Raw genomic sequence first — 25,574 nt, 5'->3', positions numbered from 1 at the left:
ATGCGCATCCCGCGGCCCGACCCGGTTTTGGTCCAAGCGGCCATCGCTGCAGCACTGTCCTTCGCCCACCTTCACGACCTCGCTGCGGCGGCCGGACAGGACGGCTGGAAGGCGTGGGCCTACCCGATCAGCGTTGACCTGCTCCTCGTCGCGGCCTGGCGACGGCTGCGCTCCGGTACGGCGAAAGCCGCTGGCTGGTGCTGGTTCGTCGTCGCCCTGGTCGCGTCGCTGGGCGCGAATGTCGCCACGGCCGGCCTGCTCGACCTCGACGACGTCCCGGCCTGGCTGCGCATCCTCGTCGCCGGGTGGCCCGCGGTCGCCTTCCTCGGTGGAACGCTCCTCGCGCACGGCACCCCGGACCGCGACCAAGGGCCGGAACCGGACCAGGACGACACAACCATGACGCCCGTGACACCGACTGCCCCCACCCCCGAGCTGCCCGCCGCCACCCCTCAACCGGCCGCACAGCCCGCCGCCGCTCCCGTCCCGCCCGCCCTCGTCGCTCTCGCCCGCAAGGTCGCCGACGACCACCGGACACGGACCGGCACGGACATCGACACCCCAACCCTTCGCACCCGGCTCGGCGTCCCGCTCCCGCTCGCCGAAGCCATCGCCGCCCAACTCGCCTGACTCCGGAGGACTTTCCACCTTGCGTCCGTCCACGCTCCGCGCGCTCAAGCGTGCCGCCGAGCTGACCCGACAGCACCGCCTCACCGAAGCCGTGCTCATCGCCGAACCGGTGATCCTCACCGCCGACACCCACGAGGGCGACGAGATCTTGCGTTGGCTTGCCGACCACGTCGCCGACTTCACCGGCGAGAACCCTGAGGAGCTCCCCTGATGCCCGCCAACCGCCGCTTCCGCAACGTCACCCGCATCGGTCCCGTCCAGGTCGGTACCGCCTACGACGGCCGCGGTCGCGAGAAGCACACCGCCGTCTGCACCGCTCCACGCTGCGGCTTCTCCAACGACTACGACACCCGCGCCGCCGCCGAACTCGCCGCCCGCACCCACCGCTGCCGCGTCCGCTGAGGAGCTGCTGTGACCGTCTCCCTCCCGCTCGTCTTCGTCCTGGGCGTCATCGCCTGGGCCACGATCAAGTTCCTCGGCGTCCGGATGTGGGTCGCCGTCGTCATCGCCCTCTTCGGCTTCTGGATCTCCCACACCTTCCTCGCCCCGGCCATCGAGTCCGGCACCCGCTCCGGGGTCGGCGTCGTCAACGGCGACAACCGCTGAAAGGAGCTCCGCCATGTTCCGCCCCAAGCTGCCCGACGTCCCCACTCCGCCGCCGACCCTCATCCCACAGCAGCACCACCAGCACAACCCGGCCCCCGCCGCCGGCCGCTCGCTCCACCCCTACGTGGGCCCGGTCGCCGCTGTCCTCGTCGGCGGAGTCGTCCTCACCGCGCTCCTGGCGGCCGTCGCCATCACGGCCATCTCCGTGGCCATCGCCGCCGTCGTCCTGCGCTCCCTGCTCAACAACGCCAACAGGCGCTGACCGGCCGCCGGGGCGGCAAACGCCGCCAAGCATCCCGCCGCCCCGGGGCCGTACCTCCCAACCGCAGAAACAGCCGAAAGGAACACCCATCATCACCCGGCAGACTCCGCCCCCGCTGGCGGAACTCTCCATGCTGGCCTCCCTCGGCACCATGCCCGAGCTGGCCCGCCAACTCTCCACCCTGGGCGGCTGCACCCACCCCGTCCGCCTCGACGGCCACCGCACCGAATACGCCGTCGACACGGCAACCGGCGAGATCGGCCGCACCCTGCACCACCTCGACTCGACCGCCCTCCCGGCCGGCCAACTCCTCGTCCGCTGCAACAACCGCCGCGCAACCCGCTGCCCGGCCTGCGCCGAGACCTACCGCCGCGACACCTACCACCTGATCACCGCCGGACTACGCGGCGGCAAGGGCACGTCGGACCAGGTCGCGACACACCCGCGTGTCTTCGCCACCTTCACCGCCCCCGGCTTCGGCCCGGTCCACAACCGCCGATCCGATGGCCGTCCCTGCCGCTGCGGTGCCCGTCACGACGAGAACGACAGCACGTTAGGCACGCCCCTCGACCCGGACCGGTACGACTACGAAGCGGCCGTGCTCTGGAACGCCCACGCCGGGCACCTCTGGCGGCGCTTTTCGATCTACCTCCGCCGGGAGATCGCCAAGCGCGCCGGCCTCACCCAACGCACTTTCCGCGACCATGCCCGCGTCTCCTTCGCGAAGGTCGCCGAGTACCAGAAACGCGGAGCCGTCCACTTCCACTCGGTCATCCGTATCGACGGCCCGGAAGGCGGCGACACGGCACCGCCCGCCTGGGCGACGGCAGAGCTCCTGACGGACGCCATCCAAACCGCGGCCGCCGCCGCCCGCGTCGACGGCCCGACCATCGATGGACGCGCACACGCCTTCGCCTTCGGCCGCCAACTCGACGTCCGCACGATCCGATCCGCCGACTTCGACAACGGCCAGGAGCTCACCGAACGAGCCGTCGCCTCGTACATCGCGAAGTACGCGACCAAGGGTGCTGAGACGGCGACCGACACCCTCGACCGCCCGCTCAAGTTCCTCGCCGAGCTCGCGCAAGCACGCATCTCCGACCACGCCCGACGCATGATCCGCGTCGCCTGGACCCTCGGCGCACGCCCCGAGCTCGCCGAGCTCCGCCTACGGGCCTGGGCTCACATGCTCGGCTTCCGCGGCCACTTCTCCACCAAGTCCCGCCGCTACTCCACCACCCTCGGCGCACTCCGCACAGCGCGCGCGGACTGGCGTCGCGCACAAGTCGCCGCGCCCGTCGCGACAGAGCCGACGGAAACCACCCTCGTCCTCTCCCACTGGGTCTTCGCCGGAACGGGCCTTTCCCGCGCCGAAGCCTGGCTATCCGCATCCCTCGAACCCGCTCCCGGAACGGAAGGGGAACCCACCGCATGACCGACCGCTACCTGTCCGTCGACCAGGTCGCCGAGCTGCTCGGCACGACCGCCCGCTTCCCCCGGCGACTGATCGAGGAGCGGCGCATCCGCTACGTGAAGGTCGGCCGACACGTCCGCATCCCCGAGAGCGCGGTCGAGGAGTTCGTACAGTCCCGCATGGTCGAGCCGCTGAGGCGACCGCGTCCGCGCTACGGGAGGGCTGCCTGATGAGCGGCAACCACAAGGGCAGGCGTCGCCGCTTCGGAGCGATCAGACGGCTCCCGTCCGGCCGCTATCAGGCGCGCTATCCGGGACCCGACGGCGTGATGCGACCCGCGCCGGAAACCTTCGCAACGATCGCTGACGCTGACGATTGGCTTGCCGAGAAGCAGACCGAAATCCGTCGCGGTGACTGGCGCGACCCGGAAGCGGGGTCGGTCAACTTCAAGGTCTACGCGGAGAAGTGGGTGGAGGAACGAGAGCTCTCCGTCCTCAGCGAAGACCTGTACCGCTACCTCCTGAACGACCACATCCTTCCCACCTTCGGCGAATCGGACCTCGACGAGATCACCGCACCCCTCGTCCGCGAATGGCGCGCCGAACGCCTCCGCACGACCAAGGCGAAAACCACGATCGCCAAGGCGTACCGCCTCCTGAAAAGCATCATGGAGACGGCCGTGGACGACGACCTGATCAAGCGCAACCCGTGCCGGATCAAGGGCGCCGGAAAGGAAAGGGCAACGGAACGTCGAATCGCCACCGTCGCCCAGGTCGACGCTCTCGCCGACCACATCGGCCCCCGCTGGCGTCTCATGGTCTACCTCGGCGCGTACGGCCCTCTCCGCCCCGAGGAGCTGGCCGGCCTCCGCCGCCGGGACGTCGACGTGGACGCACTGAAGATCAAGGTCCGCGTCGCCGAGCCGGAACGCACGAACGGCCGCCGCGCCCCCGGCGAAACCAAATCCGAAGCCGGAACCCGGACCGTCCACCTTCCCGAGTTCCTCCGCCCGGAGCTGCGCCTCCACATGGAGCTCTTCGCGGGCAAAGGCCCCACCGGCCTGGTCTTCCTCGGCGAGAAGGGCGCGGCCTTCCGTCGCAGCACCTTCGGGCGGACGTGGCGCAAGGCCCGTACCGCCGTCGGCGTACCGGAGGGCTTCCGCTTCTACGACCTTCGTCACACCGGACACACGCTCTCGACCCGCTCGGGTGCCACCCTCAAAGACACGATGGTCCGGGCTGGCCAGTCTTCCGAGAAAGCCGCACTGATCTACCAGCACTCCGACGACGACCGACAGCAGGAAGTCGCAGCCGGCCTCGACGCGATCGTCCGCAGGGCGCGCCAGGAAGTACAGGAGGCTGCGGCCGTGCCAGAACCGGAGACAGTCACCACCGACGATCAACGTTCTGGCACGAATCTGGCACGCGGCGAGTGATCGCAGAGGACAGCAAAAAGGCCCGGGTCTTTGACCTGGGCCTTCTTCATGGAGCGGGTGACGAGAATCGAACTCGCGCTCTCAGCTTGGGAAGCGACGGCGCTTGCGAGACCGTACAGCTGCTGACCTGCGCTCATTCTCGCTGGCGTGGCGGCCAGGGGCTGGGATTCGCACCGCTGTAGACCGTGGTTTACCAGTCTTATGGGCACGCTATGGGCACGCCGTCGGTTTGTGGACGTGACGGGCGCCTGCCAGTGGCTGGCGAGCGGCCGAGCCCCGGAGGCGAGCGTTGACCGGAAGGCCGTCGTTGCGGGAGCACATGGAGGATGAGGGGTCAGAGGCGGCCGAGTAACTCGGGGTGGAGGTGTTGGGAACAGCCCCGCGCGGGCTTCGCCGAGGCAAGCACGAAGGTCCAGGAGGTTCAGTGCTGGGTGCCGGCGGACCAGAGGGTTGTGCCCTGGTAGACCACGCTGACGTCGCCGTCGGTACCGAGGTACAGATAGGCGCCGTCGTGGCCGGAGGTGACGGAGCTCCAGACGCCCCAGGTGTCCTTGTCGTAGACGACGAGGTTGCCGTCGGCCTGCATGATGGCGCGGTATCCGGTGCCCGAGGTGCCCGAGGACCAGCGCCGGTGGTGGTTCTCGTCGTAGATGACGAGGTTGCCGTCGGTCTGCATCGTCATGGTCGTCCGGTTGGTCTGCCAGGACTCGCCCGGCATCAACTGCTGGTCATGTCGCACGGTCGAGGTCGTCCATTCGGGCGAGGCCGATACCGTCTCGCTCGGGTCCGGGTCCGTCGCCTTACCCGTGGGGGCTGTCGTCTTCGTCGTCTCGGCGCCGAGTCCCGCCGAGGGGCTTGGTGACGGCGGCGCAGCGGACCGAGTGGGTGAAGACGAAGAGGCTGCCGCCACGGGTGCTCGGTGCGGGAGCGGTGATGTCGAGGCAGCGGAGGACGCGTATGGCTCGGCGATCGCTGTGCTGCCTGCCCCGGCGCGGGGTTTCGTGTCGACGGCGGAGTCCGCTTCGAAGGCCGCGCGCGTGGCCAATCCCGCCGTCACCAGGACGGCTGTCCCGGCGAGTATGGCTGCCACTCTCCGGGCGCCGGTGCCCTTGCCGGTTACGACGGGTCGGAACAGGCGGCTGCGGACGGTCGTGGCACCGGCGGCTTCGAGGGCGTCCGCGAACTCGCCGGCATCGGCCCAACGCCCCTCCGGATCGGGCTCGAGGGCGCGTCGCGTCACGCGCCGGACTGCCGCCGGCACCTGGGGGCGCGGCGGCCCGGGCCAGTCGAGTGGTTCCGTCGCGCCCGGCAGGCTCCCGGTCAGCAGCTCGTAGGTGAGTACGCCCAGGCCGTAGACGTCGGCCCGCTCGTCGACTTCGACCAAGCGGTCCTCCGGGACCTGCTCCGGAGCCATGTAGCCGGGTGATCCCACGCCCTGCGTCAGTCCCGAGGCGTGCGCCAGACTCTTGGCCAGGCCGAGATCGGCCACCAGCAGCCGTTCACGGCCGCCCGGCACCGTCTGGAGCAGAATGTTGGACGGCTTGATGTCACGGTGCACGATGCCGACCGCGTGCAGGTCGGCCACGCCCCGTGCGGCCTGCACCGCGAACCTCAGCGCCTGGTCGACGGCCAGGGGACCCTGACCCACCCGGTCGGCCAGCGTGCCGCCGTCGGCGTAGGTCATGACGAAGTACGGCCGTCCGTCCGGCAGTTCACCGATGTCGTACACCTGCACCACGCGGTCCGAAGCGGCCTGGCGCAGCAGCCGGGCCTCGTCCAGGAATCGCTCCCGGAGGTCGGGCCGGTGAACCCATTTCTCCGCCATGACCTTCACCGCGATCGGGGCTTCGAGCATGTCGTCATAGGCGAGCCAGACCATGCCGAAACCTCCGCAGCCCAAAAGGCGCTGCAGGCGGTGACGTCCGACAGTGACGAGTGTTGACATGAGGGCGGGACTCCAGCGCAGTTGCCGTTCGACTTTCGACCGGACCAGGAGGCGGCGGACTCGGCACCTGGCCGCCGCGCCGCCTTTGAGCGGCGTCCGGTGCCGGTCACCTCCTCGCACCGAGGAGACGGTGAGGGCACCTTGCCGGGCACCCTTCCGGCTACCGGGGTCCTGCGACCGCAGATGCCTGCGTGTCAGTGTCGACGCGTGACGCGGCCGCGCACAACGTGCACAGGAACAACATGATCTCCATCTTTTGGGCACCGGCACAACGGTCCTGCCGGTAGCGCGATCTCCGATCACGCGCCCTGCGTGCAAGGGACGCCGCGCATCACAACCGGCTGCCGTACGGATGTCGGTCAGCCGGACGGTGTGGCGAGTCCGTACGCCGTGTCGTCGTTCGGCCCAAGCCATGTCCAGGTCATGGCCTCGTCGTGGACACGGACCAGCGCTCGCTCGCGCAGCGCGTCATCGTGCACAGGTCTGCATGGAGCAGCAGGACGGCCGCGGCCCGTCCCGGCCTTCCTGCACAAGGTTGGCGCGGTCGGCGGCCTGCTCGGTGAACTGGTCCGCCAGCGCTGCTGCCGGGCGTCAGTCCGGGCCCGGGCCGAGCATGCGGCGCGAGAGCTCGGCGAACTGGAGCAGTTCGGGCATGGTCCGGTGCTTGGAGTAGGCCAGGGCGACCATGCGCGGTGCGACGCCCTCCAGCGTCAGGTAGACGACGTCGTCACGGCGGTAGAAGTCGGACATCCCGGCCGGCATGACATAGCACCCGGACCCGAAGGCGACGGTCTGCAGGCATTCCTCGATCGTCGCCGGGAACCGTCCGGGGTCCCCCGGTGGCGCGACCGGATCGAGCGGGACACGTCCGCGCCATTCCGGTACGTCCCGCGGATCCTGCAGCAGGGTCATGTCCCGCAGGTCCTCGACGTGCACCGCCTTGAGTTCCGCGAACGGATGCTCGCTGGAGAGCGCCACCACACGGGCCTCCGGGAAGAGCGGGACCACCTCGAACATGCCCTCGGGCAGGGGCAGTCGGACGTAACAGACGTCGACCCGCCCGTCGAGCAGGAAGTCGACCTGGTCGGTGATCGAGGTGTGGACGACATCGATGTCCAGTTGCGGAGCCATCCGGGCGAACTCCCGCACGATGGGGGTGACGATGACACCCGGCATGAAACCGATGGTGAACTGATTCACCTCCCGGCTCGCCGTCCGCGCCCGCTGCTGCACCGCCTGCGCCATGGCCAGCATCGGCCGGGCGTCCTCCAGCAACTGGTGCCCCGCCCGCGTCAGTACGGTGCCCTGCCGGTCACGCAGGAAGAGGACCACGCCCAGATCCTCCTCCAGCGCACGGATCTGACGGCTGAGCGCCGGCTGCGTCATGTAGAGGCGGCTCGCCGCCCGCACGAAGCTGCACTCCTCGGCCACGGCCACGAAGTAGCGCAGCCGGCGTATGTCGAGGTCCATGCGGCTCATCGTAGCTACGCCCATCACGGCATATGCCGAAACGGCTTCAGAATCGAACAGATAGGCATTGGCGCGGTCCCCCTCGACCGGTCCACCATGGTCAGACCGAGGGGAAAAGCCACAACGTCCGCCACTGTCACAGCAGTTGTGTAAGACGCCGGGCTTGCGAGGACAGCCGGCCACCGTCGTGGGCCGGGGTAGGCACACCGCCGATCGGGAGCGGCCGCAGTGTGATGACCCCTTCGCGCTGCGAGCGTGGAGGCGATCACGCGACCGTCTCCTTGCGGGAGTACGCCGCGCCTTCGGGCATCGGCCCCACATCCGGCCTGCGGGGCGGATGCGCCCGACGAAAGGAAGCACCATGGCATTACGCCGGCACCGGGGCAGGGCCACGCCGTCCACCAGACACACCACGAGCGCTGCGGCATACGACGGCACGGCCCGGCGGTCGGTTCTCTCCCCGGTTCGTGCCCGTCCATCATGACCGGCAGATCCGAGCGCGCTGCCCCCGCGACATCGGCCTTGCGCGACGTCCTGCAACACATCGACGCCGATGCCGTGGTTCAGCGTGTGGAATCCGTACTTCGCCACACGCCCGAATACGTGCGCTCGGCGCGCGATTGCGGGGCCTCCGCTCTTCGCGCCTCGCTGCGCCGACACGCCGGCCTGCTCCTGCAATGGATGGTGAGGGGCACACCCCCGGACTCGTACGTCCTGTCCGAGATGTACGAGCAGGCGCGGGAGTGCGCCGCCGCCGGACAGCCGTTGGACGATGGCCTGCTCCTCCATCACCGGGCTGCGACCGTCTTCTGGGACGCCGTTCTCGGCCTGGCCACTGAGGAGGAACGCGGCCACCTGGCGGCCTGGACCGACCGGGGGCGGCGTCACCTCGACAGCTACCTCGACATGGTCATCCGGATGTTCACGCAGGCGTACGCGGACCAGGCCGACCTGCCGTCCGCACAGGGCGACCGCCGGGCGCACACCCTCTTCGACCGCCTCTGCGCCCACCTGCCCATCACAGTGGAGGACCAAGAGCGTGCCGCTCGGCTCGGCTTCGATCTGACACCTCCGTATGTGCCTTTCGTCGTACTGCTCGACAAATCCGCCCCTGCCGAGCGCGCCGATCTGGCGGCCCGCCTGCGCACCGCCGGAGCCCTGGCCTTCGTCGAGGACGTCCGCGTCACCGGACTCACCGGGCCCGCGTTCGACTGGTCCTCGTTCATGGCCGACCGACGCCTGCTCCTGGCGCAGGATCCGCCGACCGGGCGGACCGGCCTCCAGACGGCCGTCGACAACCTGCGTCTGCTGGTCGCTGTCGCATCGCGGTCCCAGCGGCGCGGACGTGTCCGGGTCGAGCATTTCCTGCCTCAGCTGCTCCTGGCGCAGTCTCCTGAACTCGCCGATGCAGTGGCCCACCGGGTCTTCGGTCCGCTGGCAGATGGGGACTACGGCGAACTGATGGCGACCCTTGCCTGCCTGACCGAGAACCAGTTCGACAGCGCCTCCACCACGGCCGCCCTTCACCTGCACCGCAACACCCTGCTGTACCGGATCAAGCAGATCGAGAAGCTCACCGGCCTCGACCTGCAGAGGCACAGCGACCGCGCGCTGGTGTGGCTCGCGGCCATCTGGGCGCAGGACTCCTCCCGACCAGTCGGAACGCGATCCATGCGGAACCACTGGCTGTCGGCTGCGTCCAACGGCGCTGACCCAACAGACACGTTCAATTCAGAAAGCGAGCAGCAATGAGAAGCCATCCGATGGAATCTCCGTCAGGGCTGGTGCCGATGCAGCGCCAGGTCGCGTCGGACCGGCGCCTTCCGAGCAATCCGCCAGCCACCGACTCGCCGCGTAGCAGCCGTCCCCATAATGCGGCCAGACCGGGCCTGCGGCCGCACGCCGACGTCATAAGACGGCTCCCCACGGCCCCGGTCCCGGTGGCCGTGGACGCCGCGGACCCGGTGACGCACGCAGGGCTGGCGGCCGGGCTGAGTCGCGGACCGAATGTGGCACTCACCACGGTGACCACGGCGGACGTCGTGGTGGCCGCGATCCAGACCGCCGACAACTCCACGTTGGAAGCGCTGGGCAGTCTGCCCATGCCGTCTCCGGCACGGATCGTGCTCGTCGTCAGCGACGGCTGGTACGCCGACCTGACGGTGGCGGCCCAAAGCGGAATTCGGGCCGTGCTCTGGCGGGCCGAGGCGCAGCCGCAGTCCCTGATCCGTGCCGTGCTGGCGGTCGCCGCCGGCGAAGCGCTGCTGCCGTCCGCGGTACAGGGCGAACTGCTCGACCAGGCAGACCGCCTCCAGCGCAACGTGCTGCTCCCCAAGGGTCTGACGCCGTCCGGTCTGAGCACTCGGGAGATCGACGTGCTCCGGCTGGTTGCGCAGGGCCTGGACCTCGCCGAGATAGCCGCCACGATGTGCTACTCCGAACGCAACATCAAGAAGATCCTCTACGGAGTCATCAACCGCCTCGGACTGCGCAACCGCGTCCACGCTGTCTCCTACGCCATCCGCAACAAACTCATATGAGCCTGCCCAGTGGGTCGTGCACATCGTGAACTTGCAGGTCGCGGGTCTGGTGTGGGTGAGGCTCGCCGAGCAGGCGCCACCGCAGGTCGCCAACGTGCCAAGCGGGTGTGCGCAGGACGGCCGCGTGCCAGTCTCCGTGTCGATCGCGGAGCCCACTGCAGTGGGCCTCCTGCAGTGGGCCTCGGCCCCGGGTGATCCGTTCGGCGCGGCGAAGCGTCCGGATGTTGAGCGAACGCTCTCGGGTCAGGCGTGTCGCCCGCCCCGGAATGCCTCATTGCGAGAGAGCGGTGGCACTTTCCGGCTGCTCGGACAGGTCGTCCTGACCGCGGAACGACAGCAGGCGTGAGGGAAGAAGCCAGAGGCAGGAAAGGGTTCCGCCGATCGCGCCGACCCACAGCGCCACGGGGATTCCTGCTGTCGCGGCGATGAGGGCGCCGGCGACCGAGCCCAGCGGCCGGAGGCCGAAACTCACGGTCTGGTACGCACCCCGGGTCTGTGAGCGGAGGTGAGGGGGAACCACCAGCGCGAACACCGAGCCGACCGAGATGTCCTGAACGGACTCACCGATGCCGCCCAGCAGTGTCGAGGCCAGGACCAGGGCGAGGACGAGACTGCCGGTGGCGCCGACGGCGGGTATCACGAGGAGCGGAGCGTGCGACAGCAAGCAACCGACCAGGAGCATCCGACCCAGACCGATGCGGCGGGCGAGCCGCGAAGCCAGGGCCGCGCCGACGAGTCCGCCGATGGCCTGCACGCTGAACACGAACCCGATCTGGGCACTGGTCAGGGACAGCTTGTGGACGTAGTACCAGACGAGCACCGACAAGAAGAGCATGTTGAAGAAGTTGCCGGTGGCGGTGACCGCGAGAGCTGTCCTGATCAGCGGGTTTCGTCGGATGAAGGCCAAGCCTGGGCGACGGTCGCGGCTCTCCGGGGAGCCGGGTTCGTGGCGGCGCTCCACCGGGCGCAGACGGAGGAGGAACAGGGCGGCCGTGACGGCGGTGGCAGCGTCCACGCCGACCGCTGCTGGTACACCGGCGAGTTGGACCAGGAGTCCACCGATGGAAGGTCCGGCCAGGATCGCGGCGGTCTGGCCGGTGTAGGAGGCCGCCTGCCCGGCCACGTAGAGCTCGGACGGCAGGGTGGTGGCGAACAGACCACTTTCGCTGACATTCGACAGCACCGAGCACAGGCCGATGACCGCCAGGATCACGGCAAGCTGAATGAGCGAGAGCACGCCGAAGGCTGTTGCGACCGGCACGCTGCTCAGGGCGGCGACCCGCAGGAGGTTGGCGCCGGCCAGGAGCCTGCGGTGGTGGCCCGTTCGGTCGGCGAAGGAGCCGGCCGGTATGGCCAGGAACAGGCTTGGGAGCCAGATCACGGCCGACAGGACGGCACTTTGGATGGCGTTCGCGCCCAGGACCTCGATCGCGGCCAGCGGCAGGGCCACCGAGGAGATGGAATCGCCCAGGGCGGCCAGAGTGGTGGCGGACCAGAGCTTTCTGAACGCGGAGTGGCGCAGCGGCGCCGGCACCGAAGGACGAGGGGCCCGCAAGGTGATGAATCCTGTTTCTCGCGATGACGGATATTGCGCGGAATGCGCGGCCGCTCCGGCCCCGAACGGGTAACCGGAGCGGCCGATGAATTTACCAGGAGTGCTGCTTCTTCATATTTCACCTCCACTGCTGATGAACTCCCCTCGACAAGGGAGTCGCTGGGAAAAATTATCGAGGAATGCGCCGCGCATCGCTAATGCCGATATTGTTTCCAGTCATGCTGAATCGACATTCATCGACCGCCGCTGGGCGAAAACTGACCTGCGATCAGAGAATCAGATAGAGCGTGAGCAGAGTGGCGCCCGTGGCCACGACGTAGACCTCGAAGGCGCCGCGGAGGAGCGCCGGGGCGTTGCGCAGCTCCATGAAGTGCAGACCGACCAGGCGTACCTTGATCAGCGCGATCGCCACGACCGCGCAGCCGATCAGGGTCGACGTGCTGCCTTCGATGCCCAGCAGCCAGCTGGACAGCGTGGCCAGGACGAGTGCTGGAAAGACCCACATGTGTCACGCCACCAGGTAGAAGAGCGGGAAGAGGACGAGCCAGAGCAGGTCCACCATGTGCCAGTACGCGGCCGCTCCCTCGGCGGCCAGCAGTTGGCCCCGGCTAAGGGCTGGCCGTCGGGACAGGACGATGAGGACCGCCAGCGCGCCAATCCCGATCGCCAGGTGGGCCAGGTGGATGCCGGTGAACACGAAGTAGTACATGAAGAATTCGTTGCTGCTCGGGGTATGTCCGTCGCGAATCACCAGCGCGTATTCAAAGCCCTTGACGGTGGCGAATCCGAGCGCGCAAAGAAGCGCCCATGGCAGTGTTCGTGCGGGTCTGCCGGATCGCAGCTGCCGCAGCCCGCGGACCACCAGCGCCGATGCGATCAGCAGGAGCAGTGTGTTCAGCAGTCCCAGGTCCGGATGGAGGGCCTGCTGAGAGGCCCGGAACATCCTCGGATACCGGCCGTGCAGTACCGCGATGAAACCGAAGAACACCGAGAACATGATCATGTCGCCGAGGAGGAAGACCCAGAGACCGGGCTCGCCGGGGACGTGGCGGTGGCGCTGGGGCGCCGAGTGCTCGGTCCGGGCTGCCGTGGCGGTCATGCCACGGGTTCCAGGACGGCCGGGGCCCGGTCGTCGTCCACCCGCTTCGCGGCCCGCACCATCAGGGGTGTCATGACGAGGAACCAGACACCGAAGGCACCGGCCGCGACCCAGAACGAGAGGATGCCGTTCCAGGCGAAGGGGCCGGTCTTGAAGAAGGTCAGCAGGATGCTGGGCAGGAAGAGGAAGGCCATCCAGAAGTTCAGGTACGCGGCCCAGCGGGGCAGGAGCGGCGTGGGACGCTTGTCGGCCAGGATCGCCACTCCGACCACGGTGGCCTGCCCGATGGCCGGGAAGGCGTTCATGACCAGCATGATCCAGGCCGTGTCGTTGAGCGCCATCGTGATGTCGGGCGAGCGGTCCGGCCGGTAGGCCGTCGCGGTGAAGATCAGGACCGGGACGAAGATCGCGGCCACGTTCGCGGCACCACAGACGAGTTGGATGGAAGCCAGCGGCTCCAGCCGTGAGTCGATACGCCGGATCAGGCTCGACAACGCTGCGACGAAGGGTGCGGTCGCCACGGCGCCGACGAGCATGACCACGAGGCCGGCACGGATCGAGTTGGCGTGGTCCGTGTAGAAGGCCGCCACCCGCTCCGCCGACCAGCTCGGCGCCATCGGCGGTATCCAGTGGGCGATCAGCAGGGCGGCGAAGAAGAGTGCGATGAACAGGTAACCGAAGCTCGCGCAGGCGATCAGGATTCGGCGGGACATGAGGGAATCTCCTGGTTCCGGAAGGGACGGGTACGGAGCGGGCTTCGCTGCACGGACCTGAGGGTGAAGGGGTGGGGCTGCCAGCCCGGCGATCGGCCTCGGGAAGGCTGCCGGGCCGGTGTTGCGAGGTTCTGGTCTGACGTCTGGCCGATGTCCTGGCGGCGTCAGGCCGGTGCGCTCAGATACGGGAACGCGGCGCGCAGCGTCCCGGTGGCGTGGCCGGCGTCCAGGCCCATGGGAACGGGAGCGTTCAGCACGATCTCGAACATCGCCTCGGGAGCGGACTCGGCGAGCCCTCTGCCGTTGCGCGCCTTCGCGCCGAAGTCGGCTTCGGTGCCCACCTGGTAGCGCAGGACGTCCGGGAAGATGACGTCCCGCGTCGCGGCGCCGTAGCCCTGCGGGTCGGAGTGCGTGTCGTTGGCGGCCACGAGACCCGCGACCTTCCGGCGTACGAGGTCCCCGTAGTTGTCGAGGTCGGCATGTGGATCAGTGGCGTTGTAGTCGTCGAAGCCGGCCTCGGTGACGTCGAACAACGTGCTGACGAGCGGAGTCGCGCACCGGTTGATCTGCAGCCAGCCGCCGTGGTGGTCGTCCAGCGCGGTGGTGGCCCAGACGCCGATCGTCCCCGATCCGATGAGCTCGTCCGGAACTTCGAGGACGATGGCGGTGACGTTGGTGCCGGCGAACAGGTTCGAGGCCCGCTTCGGGTCGAATGCGGAGAGATCCACCGCCTCGCCGTTCCGGAGCGCGGTCACGACCGCCGTGATGACGGTGCCGTCGAGGTAGAACGGGTCTCCGGCCCGGCCGACGAAGACGTTGACGCCGTCCGTCGTGGTGACGATCTCCTGCGTCCTGCCGGTTGCCACGAGGGCTCCCGAGGCGTTGCGGTCGCTGGCCTCGGCACCGGTGAGCCGGTCGAGCAACCAAGCCTGCCGGCCGTCCGGTTCGGGGGCGAGAAATCTGAACCGGAACGTCAGATCCTGCACCGCGTCGTCGTCGGTGTCGAGGTGGAACTCGTACAGCGCCTCTGGGTGGAAGCCTTTGTCGGCCGACACCGGGTTGGTGTTCATGACGAAGACCGTGCCGGTCCGTCCCTTGAACAGGTAGACATCGCTGATGTCCAGGCGAGGGTCCTGTTTCGCGGCAGCTGAATCCTGGTGGTGGGACATCGATCGGCCTTCCGTTAGGGCAGAGAGGGACAAGGCACGGCGATGCCTTGCCGACTCGGCGGTTGTTGTGTGCACAGCAATCGAGAGGTTCGGTTCTGCGAACCCGAGGAAGCTGCTGCGGTACCGGCCACCTCGATCGGTCGAGCGCGGCTCGTGGCGCGGTGTTCGTTCAGGGCCTGCGCCGAGCCGGTTGCCTGACGATCGCCGCCCTCAGGCGCTCAAGGCCGTCGCCAAGCAGTGTGTTACTGCCGCTGCGCCGGGCACCCCGAGGTCGAAGTGGGCCACGTCGAACATCCTGACCCGGGGCGGTCATTCGTCGCCAATGCCTATCCGCTGGTTCTGTATGCCGGTTCGGCATCAGTCCACTTGTGTGCACGTGATGCGGCTGACGAGGTGCGCGGACTCGGGATGGATCACACGCGACCGTGCCGCTGCTCCTTCAGCCCTGCCGTGCGGACGCTCGGGGTGGTTGTGCGTTCGCACGGGTGGCGTCCGTGCGCGGCGAGTTGCGGGGCAGCTTGCACGTGAGTGCGTAGATCACTGCACCGACGAGCGTTTCATCCACCATGCGCCACAAGAACTTCACTGTTACCGCTCCTTCGTCTTCAGGGGCCGCTGCGCAGCGGCCCTTCTCCGGACAATCCACCGGGTGCTCTCAGGGCCGTTTCGCGTCGCGTCGGATGTTGTCGGCAGCCCGTTCGGCGATGGCCAGGACAGTCGCGTTCACTCCGGTGTTGGGAATGGACGGCATCACCGAGGCGTCCGCGACACGCAGACCGTCGACGCCGTGCACTCTCAGGTCCGGATCGACGACAGCGAGGTCGTCCATCCCGATCCGGCACGTGCCGACGGGGTTGTAGAAGGTCGCCGCGTTCCTGCGGATGTAGGTGACGAGGTCGTCTCCCTTTTCCGGAGCGGTCTCCCGGGCACCCCACTGACCCCAGGCAGGCATACGGCCGACCTCTCGCGCGATGCCGAGGGCCGCGAGCATGGCGGAAACGTCAGCGTTGTCGGCGAGGTAGTTCGGGTCGATCAACGGCAGTCGGCCCGGGTTCGAGCTCCTGAGGCGAACCGTTCCCCGGCTCGCTGGCGCGGTGTGAGCGAAGGCGACCGTGTGTCCGCACTCGGGCGTCCCGACGTCCGCGATGTCCGCCGGAGCGTCGAGCAGCATCAGCTGAACGTCCGGAACGGCTGTCGCGCCGCTGTGCACCAGGGCACCGACCGTACTGAAACCATGGCTGGTGGTCAGTTGCCGCCCTGCCTCGAAGACCACAGGGCACTGCAGGTGATCGTGCAGATTGGCGCCGACTCCGTTGAGGTCGGCCAGCACCGGAATCCCGACATCGCGCAGATGTGCCGCGGGACCGATACCGGAGAGCAGCAGCAGGTGGGCGGAGCCCACCGTCCCCGCTGCCACGATCACCTCGCCGCGCGCCTCGGCGCGTTCCACTGTGCCGAAGGACGTGTATTCCACGCCGGTGCAGCGTCCGTGCTCGATCACCAGGCGCCTGACGTCCGCCTCCGTGACCAGGTGCAGATTGGGCCGGTCGAGCACCGGCACCAGATAGGCGTCCGCGGCGCTTTGCCTACGACCACCCGCCCCCGCCAGGTCGCACCAGAAGGCGCCGTGCTGCCGTTCACCATTGATGTCGTCGGTGAGATCGTGACCGGCCTCGGTGAGTGCGTCGAGGAACGTGAACGACCCGTCGTCGAGCTGGGTCGTCGGCGCCGCCCATACCGGCCCGATGACGCCGCGCAGGGCGGGGTTGCGGCCTATCGCCGTCTCCGTCCGGCGAAAGTACGGCAGCAGCTCGGTGTAGCTCCAGCCCTTCGCGCCGTTGTCCGCCCATGCGTCGTAAACGGCGCGGTGCCCGCGGACGTGCATCATCGCGTTGATCGAGCTCGATCCTCCGAGGATCCTTCCGCTGGGCCAGTGGTGACTGCGCGACAGCGTCCCGGGCTGCGATGTCGTCCAGCGTGACCAGAGGATCTCCTTGGCCGGGATGAGCGGGAACCCGACCGGAAGGTGCATGACCGGCGGCCCGAGCGCCGAGCCGGTCTCCACGAGAAGCACCTCCGCCGCCGCGTCTTCGGACAGGCGCGCCGCGAGAACACAGCCGGCCGTCCCACCACCGACGACCACATAGTCATAGGCAGTCATCTCTGTCCCGCCTACCCGTGCCTGGAAGCGCGACCCGGCAGCGGGGGCCCCGAGTGGGTGCTCGTGCCCGGCACGAGTAAGCCGCGATGCCACATCGTCAAAACCTTTTCTGTCAGCTCAAGTTCCTTCTGCCAATGAGCTTTGCGGGCCACGGCTCGTCGCGCCAATGCCGATTACCCGAATCGTCATGCCGATCGAACATGGCGACAGGACAGCGCGGTTCTGCTCGCCCACGCGCGCGCCTTTATGCCGAACCGAGCGCCGCAATCACGATTTTGGCGAACTGGTCGATGAACGGCATTTTCCGGTTCTTGGCGTACGCCAGCGCCACCATGCGCGGGGCAACCCCTGTGAGCTGGACGTAACGGATGTCTGGGCGACGGTAGAAATCGGCGAGGCCGGCCGGGACGACGATGAACCCGGTGCCGGACGCGACGGCTTCCAGACTCTCCTCGATCGAGGTGGGCCGTTCGGCTTCCGGACGGTTGCGTGCCGCTGTCGCGTCGAAGTCGGTGCCGCGCCACTCCGGTACGTCAGCGGAGTCCTGCAGCAAGCGGTACGGCGTCAGCTCCGTGATGTGGACGGTCTGTGCCTGTGCCAGCGGATGTTCATCGGAGAGAGCCGCAACCCGCTGCTCCGGGAACAGAGGAACGATCTCGAAGATGTCGACCGGCAGCGGCAGCCGGACGAAGCAGACGTCGACGCGACCGTCGAGCAGATAGTCGACCTGGTCGGTGGGCGCCGTGTGCAGCACCTGCACATTGACCTCCGGCGCCAGCGTCCGGAACTGCCTGACGATCGGCGTGACTATGACACCTGGCATGAAGCCGATGGTGAAGTGGTGCCCCTCACGGCTGGCGAGGCGGACTCGCCGCTGCAAAGCCAGCGATGCCGCGAGCAGCGGCCGTGCGTCCTCCAACAGCTGACCGCCGGCCCGAGTGAGCGCCGTACCCAGCGGGCCGCGCTGAAGCAGCGACGCTCCGAGATCGTCCTCAAGGGCACGGATCTGTCGGCTCAGCGCGGGCTGCGTCATCTTCAGTCGTTCGGCACCCCGCACAAAACTGAGCTCTTCGGCAACCGTCACGAAATAGCGGAGACGTCGGAGGTCGATATCCATGGCGCTATGTTAGCCACGCCGCTTTTATTGTCGAACTGTGATCCGGAAAAGCGCCTTGGGCTTTGGCGATGCCCAACCGGCATGACTTCTGCGCGAATCGGCATTGGCACCACCAGGCATCAATGACCATGATTGACCGCGCGCCGATGGTGTCGACCTGCAGGCGAGCGGGCTCTCCTTCTGCTTTTGACGGCGGTGAACCGAGGCAAAAACCGGAAATCGGCACCGACGTGAAATAATTCAAGACGAAGTTCGTGGGGATGCGCGGTACAGAGCCGAGGTAATCCGGGATGCCGTAGCGCCGGATCCCGTCGGCGTGGCCAGCGGTACGGCCTCCCGGAACGCGGCGGGGCGGTCCGGCTCGGATCACCTGAGCCTGGTGGTCCGTCGCAGCGCCGCCTGAAGCAGACGATCCACCAAGTCCCCGTACCCGATGCCACTGGCCTGCCACATCTGCGGGTACATCGACACGGGGGTGAAGCCGGGCATGGTGTTGATCTCGTTGATCACGAATCGTCCGTCCTCGGTGAGGAAGAAGTCCGCACGGACCAGCCCCTCGCAAGAAGCCGCCTCGAATGCCTTGACGGCCAGTCTGCGCACCTCACTGGTCTGGCTTTCGGTCAGCGCCGCGGGCACCACTCCGGGGATGGATTCGAGGTACTTCGCCTCGAAGTCGTAGTACGCACCTGCGTCGGGCGCCGGGATCTCGGCCGGCACGCTGGCCTGCGGTCCCTCGGGGAACTCGAGCACGCCGCACTCGATCTCGCGGCCCTGCACCAGGGCCTCCACGATGATCTTCGCGTCATGCCGGTGCGCCTCCGCGATCGCGTCCTCCAGCCCCGGCGGCCCGTCGACTCTGGTGATACCGATCGAAGAGCCGGCGCGTGCCGGTTTCACGAACAGCGGCCAGCCGTACACGACGGCGAAGCGGCTGATTCTCGCGCGGGCACCCGCCGCGTCGGACTGCCACTCACGGGGTCTGATCACCAGGTACGGCCCGACCGCGAGGCCGAACGAGCTGAACACCCTCTTCATGTACTCCTTGTCCTGGCCGACCGCCGAGGCGAGAACGCCCGCTCCTACGTAGGGGATGCCGGACAGCTCCAGCAGACCTTGCACGGTGCCGTCCTCGCCGTACGGTCCGTGCAGTACGGGAAAGACCACGTCCACTTCGCCGAGGACCTTGGGCTCCGTGCCGCGTTCGCTGCGGACGACAGTCCGGTCCGTCGGGTCGACGGAGACGATGATGTTGCCCCGGTCTGAATCGGCGAGCTGCTCGACCATGGGCTGCCGCCCGTCGACCATCGCCATGCGCTCGGGATCGTCCGCCGTCAGGACCCAGCGCCCGTCCTGGGTGATGCCGACCGGCAGGACGTCGTACTTCATCCGGTCGATGGCTCGCAGCACGGCCCCCGCGGTCACGACGGAAATGCCGTGCTCCGAGCTCCGGCCGCCGAAGAGGAGCACCACCAGCGGCCTGCGGCGCGATCCGGACGAAGGGAAGGTGGATTGTTCGGTCATGGTTTCTGCCTCCTTCGCTGTGCGGCGCCGGCCTTCCGACCGGAAGGCCGGCGCCGCATGCTGGTGGACCGAAGTCCTCTGTTGTCCGGTCAGCTGGTCAGCGAGGACCGGGAGACGGGGAAGTCGAAATAGGTGGACGGGTAGGGCTCGGCGGCGAAGGTGAAGTGCCACCATTCCTCGGCGAGATTCACGAATCCGAGAGATTCGAGCTCGTTCTTGAGCAGCAGTCTGTTGCTGTGCTGGACTCCCACGATGCGCGGGTCGAGCGTGTGCGCGAGCGTGTCGAAGCAGTCGAACCCGGTGCCCATGTCGATCGAGTTGTCCGGGAACCTCTGAGCCGTCGGCGCGTAGCACGGCTCAAGCTTTTCCCCGGGAACGTAGGGACGCGTCGGGTGGACCGGCAGCTTCACCAGCGTGAGGTCGATCGTGCTGCCACGGCTGTGCCCCGACTTCGCCGCGATGTACCCATCGGCGAAGAGGTCGGCCTTGTCCACCTGCGGGTAGAACTCGTCCTTCATCTTCAGGTCGGTCAGGTCCTGGGCCCAGTCGACGAACTGGTCCACCGCGCGCTGCGGCCGGTAGCAGTCGTACACCTTCAGCGTGTAGCCCTGCGTCAGGAAGTAGCGCTCGGCCTTCGCCAGTGCCTGTGCCGTCGGGGCGGTGACGATGCACAGCGGTTCGACATAGCCGTTTATCGGCGTGCCGATGAAATTATGGGGCGTGGCGTAGCGGATTTCCTGCAGAATCGCAGGGGCCACGTCGTGGAGCGCCACGAAATCGGCGGGTGCCTTGCTTTCCGTGCCGGCGGCCTGCGCGGTGACGGAGGCGCTCGTCACCGTGACAAGGACGGCCGCCAGAAATGCCAGCAGCATGGGGACGCGCATGCGCCCATTGTTGATTATCACTATGCCGTACCTCTACTTGATATATGGGCGGAGATTTTCCCCAGACCCGCAAACGGCGTCAGCGAGAGAGCCATGACGAAAATGCCGAAGAACAAGGTGCAGTGCAGGAGACCGTATTCGCCGACGAGTAAACCCGTGACCAGTACCGGCACGCACATCGACGTATAAGTGATGGTGTAGATGGCGGCCATCAGGCCCGCCCGTTCCGTCGCGAGAACGTTCGCTGTCACCAGACGGACGCCACCCTGGAACGCGGGCCCGAATCCCGCACCGGCCACCGCGGTCCCCACGTACAGGGCTGTGGAGGAGTCGCGGTGCGCGGCCAGCAGCGTGACGGCCACCCCCGTCGTCAGAAGCAGAGAGCCACCCAAAGCCGTTCGGCTGGCGTCGGCATGCCGGGTCAGCAGCACGGCGGGGACCGCACTGGCGGTCAGCAGGGACACGATCAGGCCGTCGGCGGTCGACGACGCCGATCCTGTGATGCCCCGGACCAGATCGGGCCCAAGGGACAGGTAGAAACCGCCCAGAGCCCAGACGGCCACGAACACGGGTGCGGTGACGAGGAGGGCTCGGCGACTGGACCGGGGAGCGCGGATCCGTGGTCGCAGTGAAAGCCAGGCTCCCGGCCTCGGCGACCTCGACTCCGGAAGGAAGGCCAAACCGAGTGTCTGCACAGCCAGCGCGCTGAACAGCAGCGTGTACATGCTGCCGAGGTGAGTCGGGATCAGATCCATGAGCAGGCTCGTGCCGATCGTCCCCAACGCCATGCCGATGAGCGGTGCGATGCTGACGAACAGGGGTCCCCACCGCCTGGCCACGTCGAGCAGGGCAGCACCCAGCGCACTCGTCGCAGCACCTGTGGCCAGCCCCTGCAGTGTCCGGGCGAGGATCAGCGAGGTCACGCCGCCGGCCTGCAGGAAAAGCAGCATGGACAGTGCTTCCAGGGCGAGAGCGGCGCCGATGACCGGCCGCCGGCCGACATGGTCGGAGAGCGCGCCGACGGTCAGGAGCGCGACCAGGACGCTCAGGCAGTACACGCCGTAGACCACGGTGACAGTGCCGGACGAGAGGTGCCAACTCTCCTGGTAGACGCGGTAGAGCGGAGTGGGCGCACTGGAGGCGACGAGGAACGTGGTGAGGACGGTCGATAAGAAGACAGCTGACCTACGCCGGGTAACCGCGCCATCGGCCCAACCGCCGGGCGGCCTTGCCCTTGCCTCGGACTTGGCATGAAGCTCTTCGAGCATCGTTGTTCGGCTCTCTGTACGGGAAGGGTGGAGTGGGACACGTGAGCGGCACCCGCAGGGCTCACGTCACTTGGCCTGTCGGCGCATTCGGAGTCATCGCCCCCGGAGTCGTCGCTCCCGCGACGCGCCACGGTCGCCCGCGAAGCGCGGTACACACCGGCGGAGTCGCGCTCTCAATGACTCCGGCGCCGCGGGCGACTCGACGGGCATCAGGGCGGCCTCCCGCCGAGGGGGACCGGGGGAGGCCGACGGGGACCACCGTAGGGCTCCGGGTGGCGTGCTCACGGCTGCCGTAGCGCATCGGGTACCAACGGGACCTCGGCAGGGGCCGAACGGACACTTCGGCGCGGCAGGTGCGGCGGATGGCGCGTCGGCGAGCTGGTGACATGCCGATCCGGCATCGGAACGGCCCGAGTCGGTATGGGCGGTATCGGCTGGACCCCGCCGAGAATCGGCGGGCGGGTCAGGTCTGCCTCTGTCGCCCGGCGACCCGCCGATGTCCGAGAGAGCCGGCCTTCGCCAACGCCTCCAGGCGCAGGTCCGGGCGCTGCAACCCCGGAGGACGAACACCGAACATGACTGGTCTCAGCATCGCCCAAGTCCCCGTCGGTCTCGGGGAAGAGGAGAACCTCACCTACCCGGTGAGCATCGTGCTCACGCTTCAGCGCGAGCAGACGGCGTCACTCCTCCGCGCCATGCGTAGTCAGCAGGTGCTGCCCGCCCAGACACACGCCTGGGGCTCCGAGCGTGCTTACAGCACCCTGCTCCACGAGGTCAGCCCTCGCCTCACCGTCCTGGACGTACCCGGTTCGCAGTGGAACGACGGTCTCGAGCAACGCGTGCGAGCGCTCAGCAACATTTCGTCCGTGGTCGTCCTCATACCGGATCACACGGATTCCGTACAACTCCTGCTGGCGGGTGCCGCCAATGTCCTCCCCCGCGACTCGCCGCCCAGGGAACTCGCCAGCAGAATCGCCGCCGAGCGGCGATGGCTGGACATGCGGCGCTCACCGCGGCGGCGGGCCGCGGATTCGCCACCGTTTCGCGCTGTCCGCGCCCGGCAGTACTCCCAGCAGGTCCTGTTGGACATCCTCTGTTCCGCCTCGCGGCCCTGGTGTTGCCACGATCTGTGCCTACTGCTCGGCACAGCCGGGGAACCGATGAGCCGCCGAGCGCTGCAGGGCAGGATCGTACGGCTCAACGAGCGGCTCACGCGGGACGGGCTGTCGGTCGACTGCACCACCCAATGGGGGCGCACGACGTTCCTGGGCCTCGTCGAGGAGTCCGGGGGAAAGCCTGGGCCATCGGAGCGCGGCAAGCATTAAAGGGACGACTTGAACGGCTCCTCTGGACACACGGCTTCATGCGACAACCCGGATTGCCCGCAGCCGAACCTATGGTCAGGACATCCGAGTCGGCTCCGTTCCTCGGGCATTGCCAGGCGGAGCCCGAGACCCTGCTCAAGCCATCGCCACGTGTGGCTGTGCGCCTAGGAGATGAACAGACCAACGGAGAGATGAACCAGTGGACGAGCGAGCGGCGACATCAGGCGAAGCATCGGAACCGGAGGAGTCGGAGGAAGCGGTGCGGGCCGCACTTCTGGACGCTTGGACGGCATGGGGTGGCGCAGGGGACGGACGTGAGGTGGGAGCCTCGTCGCGTTCGGTGTCATGGGGCATCGCAGCGCCGGAAGCGATGACTCTGTAGTGCACTGAAGCTCCAAGTCCTGGACGAAGGACAGGCGTTTTCCCGCTGCGAGATCAGATTTCGGCATGCTGATGGCGTCATCGTATTCACATGGTCGTCGTCCGGTCACGGCGACGACGGCCGCCCCCTGGCGACCGTGCCCGTTAGTAGCCGTCGCAGTGCCGACACCGCTGTGCAGATGAGACAGATACCGTCAAGCACGCCGGACAGCGCGGATGCCGCCCAATTGCCAGCAGCTCTCTCCGCTTTAAGCGTCAGAAACTCGGCGCTGGAAATATCGAAGAACGGCGGGAGAGTCCACTGGCTCATGCCGGATCGACATGGAAAGAAGCAGGATTGGCATTAGCCTTCCGCCGATGCGGCCGCCATAGTCGATTCTGCGAAGCGCCGCCGACCGCAACAATTACGGTTTCCATGCCCTTGCGGACCGCGCCGCTTCCCCTGCCGATTAGGCTCGACAACTCGAGAGGAACAACACCACATGAAGTCCACCGCTCGAATCAAAGCGCTGGCGGCTGCCGGGCTTGTGAGTGGCGCGGTCGTGGCCTCGCTGGCCGTGACGAACGCGAGCGCCGTCACGCCCCAGGCGAACGACCACGCCGTCGCCTCGCAGACGGCGCACCGCGCGAAGCCGACGGTGGTCCTGGTCCACGGGGCGTTCGCTGATTCCTCCAGCTGGAACAGCGAGATCGGCTACCTGCGACGCCACGGCTACCCGGTCCTCGCGATCGACACCCCGCTGCGCGGCCTGGCCTTCGACAGCGCCTATGTCGAGGCGCAGCTCAAGACCATCAAGGGCCCCGTCGTGCTGGTCGGCCACTCCTACGCGGGCGAGGTCGTCAGCCAGGTCGCCGCAAAGACGTCGAAGGTCAAGGCCCTCGTATACGTGGCGGCTCTCATACCGAAGGTGGGAGAAACCGCCGGCTCCCTGATCGGGCAGTTCCCCGGGTCGCAGCTCATTCCGGAGAACTTCCGCACCGTTCCGCTGCCCGGCGGTGACACCGACGTGTACCTCAAGGCCGACAAGTTCGGGACCGTCTACGGAAACGGGCTGTCGAAGTCGGATATCCAGGTCGCCTCGGTGACTCAGGAGCCGGTCGCCCTTTCGGCGTTCACCGACAAGGCCACGGTGAATCCGCCGGCGAAGACGCCGAAGTGGGCGGTCATCTCGACCGAGGACCACGCCGTGCCGACGGCCGCCCAGAAGTTCGAGGCCAACCGAGTGGGCGCCCACATCATCTACACCCGCTCGGGCCATGATGTTCCGTCGATCAGCCCCGGAGCGGTCAACCGTGCCGTCGTCGCCGCCGCTAAGTCCGTGCACTGATCAACCCCTGTAGCAGGGCCTCAGTTTGATCGACGCGAGGCTTCCGGCGGCCGTGTCATGGCCTTGCTCGCCGCTGTACAGGCACTCGCGATGACTCTCTACTGCCGCCCCGGACGGTGCAGGACTCGCAGCCGCAGGCGGTACAACGGACGGCTCCCGCAGGCCCGATGCCTGCGGGAGCTTTCCCGCTCTCTCAGCGGTGACCTCGTCCCCTTGCAGGACAGCGGCGCATGAGCGCCGCGTTCGCAAGCGGCTCGTCGGGTCCGAGTGCCCGCATTGCCGAATCTTGCGCTCGGGCGGCTGCGGCATGGACGAGCAAGGAGCACCTCCGCTTCTCGCCGACGTTACCGGTGACGGCCGCGTCGACATCGTCGGATTCGGCGGCCGGGGGTGTACATGGCCCGCCAGCTCTACCGCTGCTTCAGGGCCGCTGCTCCCGCCCCCATGTGCGGCCTGGCACGCCTGCGCCTGCCAGGCCAGCGCCTTGCGATCCGCTTGGCCACCGGGCCCTCACGGTCCAAAACCGGATGCCGGACACCAGCCGGGTCGGCTACCTTCCTCGTCGTGCAGGTGCGCAGGCAGCGGATACTTCGCCTTCCAAGCGGGTAACGCGGGTTCGAATCCCGCCGTCGGCTCCGGCCGATGTCGTCCAGCGGCCCAGGACGCCTTACGTCTCCGCCGCCGACCCTGATCTCTGCACACCAGACACCCACCGCCCGCTCAGGGTGGGTGGACCAGGTGAGTCTTCAGG

Annotated in this window: 24 protein-coding genes; 12 read left to right on the top strand and 12 right to left on the bottom strand. The window is 68.0% G+C overall.

The annotated features are described in order from the left end of the window. The 8 genes from ACZ5SK_RS15360 to ACZ5SK_RS15325 all read left to right on the top strand — a co-directional run bounded on the left by ACZ5SK_RS15360 (position 1) and on the right by ACZ5SK_RS15325 (position 4,347). On the top strand, positions 1–630 hold the full coding sequence (locus ACZ5SK_RS15360; RefSeq protein ID WP_361709415.1) for a DUF2637 domain-containing protein: 630 nt from the start codon (positions 1–3) through the stop codon (positions 628–630). A 19-nt stretch (positions 631–649) separates the two neighbouring features. Further along, a complete protein-coding gene (locus tag ACZ5SK_RS15355; RefSeq protein ID WP_361709418.1) occupies positions 650–841 on the top strand; it encodes a hypothetical protein in 192 nt (63 codons plus the stop codon). After that, positions 841–1,032, top strand: coding sequence for a mobile element transfer protein (locus ACZ5SK_RS15350; protein WP_361709421.1), 192 nt, complete (start codon positions 841–843; stop codon positions 1,030–1,032). The genes ACZ5SK_RS15355 and ACZ5SK_RS15350 overlap by 1 nt, the downstream gene beginning before the upstream one ends. A gap of 9 nt (positions 1,033–1,041) precedes the next feature. Beyond that, a complete protein-coding gene (locus ACZ5SK_RS15345) occupies positions 1,042–1,236 on the top strand; it encodes a hypothetical protein (protein ID WP_361709424.1) in 195 nt (64 codons plus the stop codon). 13 nt (positions 1,237–1,249) lie between these two features. Next, a complete protein-coding gene (locus ACZ5SK_RS15340) occupies positions 1,250–1,498 on the top strand; it encodes a SpdD protein (protein ID WP_361709426.1) in 249 nt (82 codons plus the stop codon). Between the two features lie 130 nt (positions 1,499–1,628). Next, the gene (locus tag ACZ5SK_RS15335; RefSeq protein ID WP_361709429.1) at positions 1,629–2,933 is read left to right on the top strand and encodes a replication initiator; all 1,305 of its coding nucleotides are present in this window, start codon (positions 1,629–1,631) and stop codon (positions 2,931–2,933) included. Beyond that, the gene (locus ACZ5SK_RS15330) at positions 2,930–3,142 is read left to right on the top strand and encodes an excisionase family DNA-binding protein (protein ID WP_361709431.1); all 213 of its coding nucleotides are present in this window, start codon (positions 2,930–2,932) and stop codon (positions 3,140–3,142) included. Before ACZ5SK_RS15335 ends, ACZ5SK_RS15330 begins: the two co-directional genes overlap by 4 nt. Beyond that, complete coding sequence (locus ACZ5SK_RS15325; RefSeq protein ID WP_361709434.1) at positions 3,142–4,347, top strand: tyrosine-type recombinase/integrase; 1,206 nt, start codon at positions 3,142–3,144, stop codon at positions 4,345–4,347. Before ACZ5SK_RS15330 ends, ACZ5SK_RS15325 begins: the two co-directional genes overlap by 1 nt. A 421-nt stretch (positions 4,348–4,768) precedes the next feature. Here ACZ5SK_RS15325 and ACZ5SK_RS15320 read toward each other — a convergent pair whose 3' ends face one another. Together ACZ5SK_RS15320 and ACZ5SK_RS15315 are read right to left on the bottom strand one after the other, a co-directional pair. Further along, positions 4,769–6,292: a protein kinase domain-containing protein gene (locus ACZ5SK_RS15320; RefSeq protein WP_334578455.1), complete on the bottom strand. Its 1,524-nt coding sequence runs from the start codon at positions 6,290–6,292 to the stop codon at positions 4,769–4,771. A 591-nt stretch (positions 6,293–6,883) separates the two neighbouring features. Beyond that, a complete protein-coding gene (locus tag ACZ5SK_RS15315) occupies positions 6,884–7,762 on the bottom strand; it encodes a LysR family transcriptional regulator (RefSeq protein ID WP_334578454.1) in 879 nt (292 codons plus the stop codon). Between the two features lie 570 nt (positions 7,763–8,332). On the opposite strand from ACZ5SK_RS15315, the gene ACZ5SK_RS15310 reads away from it, so the two are divergent. Then, entirely contained in the window at positions 8,333–9,514 is a 1,182-nt protein-coding gene (locus ACZ5SK_RS15310; RefSeq protein ID WP_334578453.1) for a PucR family transcriptional regulator, read from the top strand. A 257-nt stretch (positions 9,515–9,771) separates the two neighbouring features. Then, complete coding sequence (locus tag ACZ5SK_RS15305; RefSeq protein WP_334578452.1) at positions 9,772–10,302, top strand: response regulator transcription factor; 531 nt, start codon at positions 9,772–9,774, stop codon at positions 10,300–10,302. A 271-nt stretch (positions 10,303–10,573) separates the two neighbouring features. Here the strand turns inward: ACZ5SK_RS15305 and ACZ5SK_RS15300 are convergent, their stop codons facing one another. The 10 genes from ACZ5SK_RS15300 to ACZ5SK_RS15255 all read right to left on the bottom strand — a co-directional run bounded on the left by ACZ5SK_RS15300 (position 10,574) and on the right by ACZ5SK_RS15255 (position 21,789). Beyond that, positions 10,574–11,836: an MFS transporter gene (locus ACZ5SK_RS15300; RefSeq protein WP_334578451.1), complete on the bottom strand. Its 1,263-nt coding sequence runs from the start codon at positions 11,834–11,836 to the stop codon at positions 10,574–10,576. A 289-nt stretch (positions 11,837–12,125) separates the two neighbouring features. Beyond that, positions 12,126–12,362, bottom strand: coding sequence for a cytochrome C oxidase subunit IV family protein (locus tag ACZ5SK_RS15295; protein ID WP_334578450.1), 237 nt, complete (start codon positions 12,360–12,362; stop codon positions 12,126–12,128). A gap of 3 nt (positions 12,363–12,365) precedes the next feature. Next, positions 12,366–12,956: a cytochrome c oxidase subunit 3 gene (locus tag ACZ5SK_RS15290; RefSeq protein ID WP_334578449.1), complete on the bottom strand. Its 591-nt coding sequence runs from the start codon at positions 12,954–12,956 to the stop codon at positions 12,366–12,368. Then, positions 12,953–13,669, bottom strand: coding sequence for a hypothetical protein (locus ACZ5SK_RS15285; protein ID WP_334578448.1), 717 nt, complete (start codon positions 13,667–13,669; stop codon positions 12,953–12,955). Before ACZ5SK_RS15285 ends, ACZ5SK_RS15290 begins: the two co-directional genes overlap by 4 nt. A 164-nt stretch (positions 13,670–13,833) precedes the next feature. Further along, on the bottom strand, positions 13,834–14,838 hold the full coding sequence (locus ACZ5SK_RS15280; RefSeq protein WP_334578447.1) for a DUF4331 family protein: 1,005 nt from the start codon (positions 14,836–14,838) through the stop codon (positions 13,834–13,836). Between the two features lie 655 nt (positions 14,839–15,493). Beyond that, positions 15,494–16,999 carry a GMC family oxidoreductase gene (locus ACZ5SK_RS15275; protein WP_334578446.1) on the bottom strand — a complete coding sequence of 502 codons (1,506 nt, stop codon included), beginning with the start codon at positions 16,997–16,999 and terminating at the stop codon, positions 15,494–15,496. Between the two features lie 244 nt (positions 17,000–17,243). Then, positions 17,244–18,116 carry a LysR family transcriptional regulator gene (locus ACZ5SK_RS15270; RefSeq protein WP_293990195.1) on the bottom strand — a complete coding sequence of 291 codons (873 nt, stop codon included), beginning with the start codon at positions 18,114–18,116 and terminating at the stop codon, positions 17,244–17,246. Positions 18,117–18,482: 366 nt separating this feature from the next. Continuing rightward, positions 18,483–19,637, bottom strand: a complete 1,155-nt coding sequence (locus ACZ5SK_RS15265; protein ID WP_334578445.1) for a D-alanine--D-alanine ligase family protein — start codon at positions 19,635–19,637, stop codon at positions 18,483–18,485. 89 nt (positions 19,638–19,726) lie between these two features. Continuing rightward, positions 19,727–20,521, bottom strand: a complete 795-nt coding sequence (locus ACZ5SK_RS15260) for a M15 family metallopeptidase (RefSeq protein WP_361709443.1) — start codon at positions 20,519–20,521, stop codon at positions 19,727–19,729. A gap of 20 nt (positions 20,522–20,541) precedes the next feature. Beyond that, complete coding sequence (locus ACZ5SK_RS15255) at positions 20,542–21,789, bottom strand: MFS transporter (RefSeq protein ID WP_361709446.1); 1,248 nt, start codon at positions 21,787–21,789, stop codon at positions 20,542–20,544. A 575-nt stretch (positions 21,790–22,364) separates the two neighbouring features. Here ACZ5SK_RS15255 and ACZ5SK_RS15250 point away from each other — a divergent pair. Both ACZ5SK_RS15250 and ACZ5SK_RS15245 read left to right on the top strand, forming a co-directional pair. Further along, positions 22,365–23,114 carry a response regulator gene (locus ACZ5SK_RS15250; protein ID WP_361709449.1) on the top strand — a complete coding sequence of 250 codons (750 nt, stop codon included), beginning with the start codon at positions 22,365–22,367 and terminating at the stop codon, positions 23,112–23,114. Positions 23,115–23,977: 863 nt separating this feature from the next. Next, positions 23,978–24,823 (top strand): alpha/beta hydrolase, encoded by an 846-nt coding sequence (locus tag ACZ5SK_RS15245; protein ID WP_361709451.1) that lies wholly within the window; start codon positions 23,978–23,980, stop codon positions 24,821–24,823. Positions 24,824–25,574 lie beyond the last annotated feature (751 nt).

This window comes from Streptomyces sp. NPDC031474, assembly GCF_055581185.1.
Note: the sequence above shows the minus strand (reverse complement) of the source record. Positions and strands in the feature narration are given on the sequence as shown.

Bases quoted from the DNA above. Each gene is read 5' to 3' on its own strand.
- ACZ5SK_RS15360 (WP_361709415.1), top strand. From the start codon at position 1: ATGCGCATCCCGCGGCCCGACCCGGTTTTGGTCCAAGCGGCCATCGCT.
- ACZ5SK_RS15350 (WP_361709421.1), top strand. From the start codon at position 841: ATGCCCGCCAACCGCCGCTTCCGCAACGTCACCCGCATCGGTCCCGTC.
- ACZ5SK_RS15340 (WP_361709426.1), top strand. From the start codon at position 1,250: ATGTTCCGCCCCAAGCTGCCCGACGTCCCCACTCCGCCGCCGACCCTC.
- ACZ5SK_RS15335 (WP_361709429.1), top strand. From the start codon at position 1,629: ATGCTGGCCTCCCTCGGCACCATGCCCGAGCTGGCCCGCCAACTCTCC.
- ACZ5SK_RS15330 (WP_361709431.1), top strand. From the start codon at position 2,930: ATGACCGACCGCTACCTGTCCGTCGACCAGGTCGCCGAGCTGCTCGGC.
- ACZ5SK_RS15325 (WP_361709434.1), top strand. From the start codon at position 3,142: ATGAGCGGCAACCACAAGGGCAGGCGTCGCCGCTTCGGAGCGATCAGA.
- ACZ5SK_RS15320 (WP_334578455.1), bottom strand. From the start codon at position 6,292: ATGTCAACACTCGTCACTGTCGGACGTCACCGCCTGCAGCGCCTTTTG.
- ACZ5SK_RS15315 (WP_334578454.1), bottom strand. From the start codon at position 7,762: ATGGACCTCGACATACGCCGGCTGCGCTACTTCGTGGCCGTGGCCGAG.
- ACZ5SK_RS15295 (WP_334578450.1), bottom strand. From the start codon at position 12,362: ATGTGGGTCTTTCCAGCACTCGTCCTGGCCACGCTGTCCAGCTGGCTG.
- ACZ5SK_RS15290 (WP_334578449.1), bottom strand. From the start codon at position 12,956: ATGACCGCCACGGCAGCCCGGACCGAGCACTCGGCGCCCCAGCGCCAC.
- ACZ5SK_RS15285 (WP_334578448.1), bottom strand. From the start codon at position 13,669: ATGTCCCGCCGAATCCTGATCGCCTGCGCGAGCTTCGGTTACCTGTTC.
- ACZ5SK_RS15280 (WP_334578447.1), bottom strand. From the start codon at position 14,838: ATGTCCCACCACCAGGATTCAGCTGCCGCGAAACAGGACCCTCGCCTG.
- ACZ5SK_RS15275 (WP_334578446.1), bottom strand. From the start codon at position 16,999: ATGACTGCCTATGACTATGTGGTCGTCGGTGGTGGGACGGCCGGCTGT.
- ACZ5SK_RS15270 (WP_293990195.1), bottom strand. From the start codon at position 18,116: ATGGATATCGACCTCCGACGTCTCCGCTATTTCGTGACGGTTGCCGAA.
- ACZ5SK_RS15265 (WP_334578445.1), bottom strand. From the start codon at position 19,637: ATGACCGAACAATCCACCTTCCCTTCGTCCGGATCGCGCCGCAGGCCG.
- ACZ5SK_RS15260 (WP_361709443.1), bottom strand. From the start codon at position 20,521: ATGCGCGTCCCCATGCTGCTGGCATTTCTGGCGGCCGTCCTTGTCACG.
- ACZ5SK_RS15255 (WP_361709446.1), bottom strand. From the start codon at position 21,789: ATGCTCGAAGAGCTTCATGCCAAGTCCGAGGCAAGGGCAAGGCCGCCC.
- ACZ5SK_RS15250 (WP_361709449.1), top strand. From the start codon at position 22,365: ATGACTGGTCTCAGCATCGCCCAAGTCCCCGTCGGTCTCGGGGAAGAG.
- ACZ5SK_RS15245 (WP_361709451.1), top strand. From the start codon at position 23,978: ATGAAGTCCACCGCTCGAATCAAAGCGCTGGCGGCTGCCGGGCTTGTG.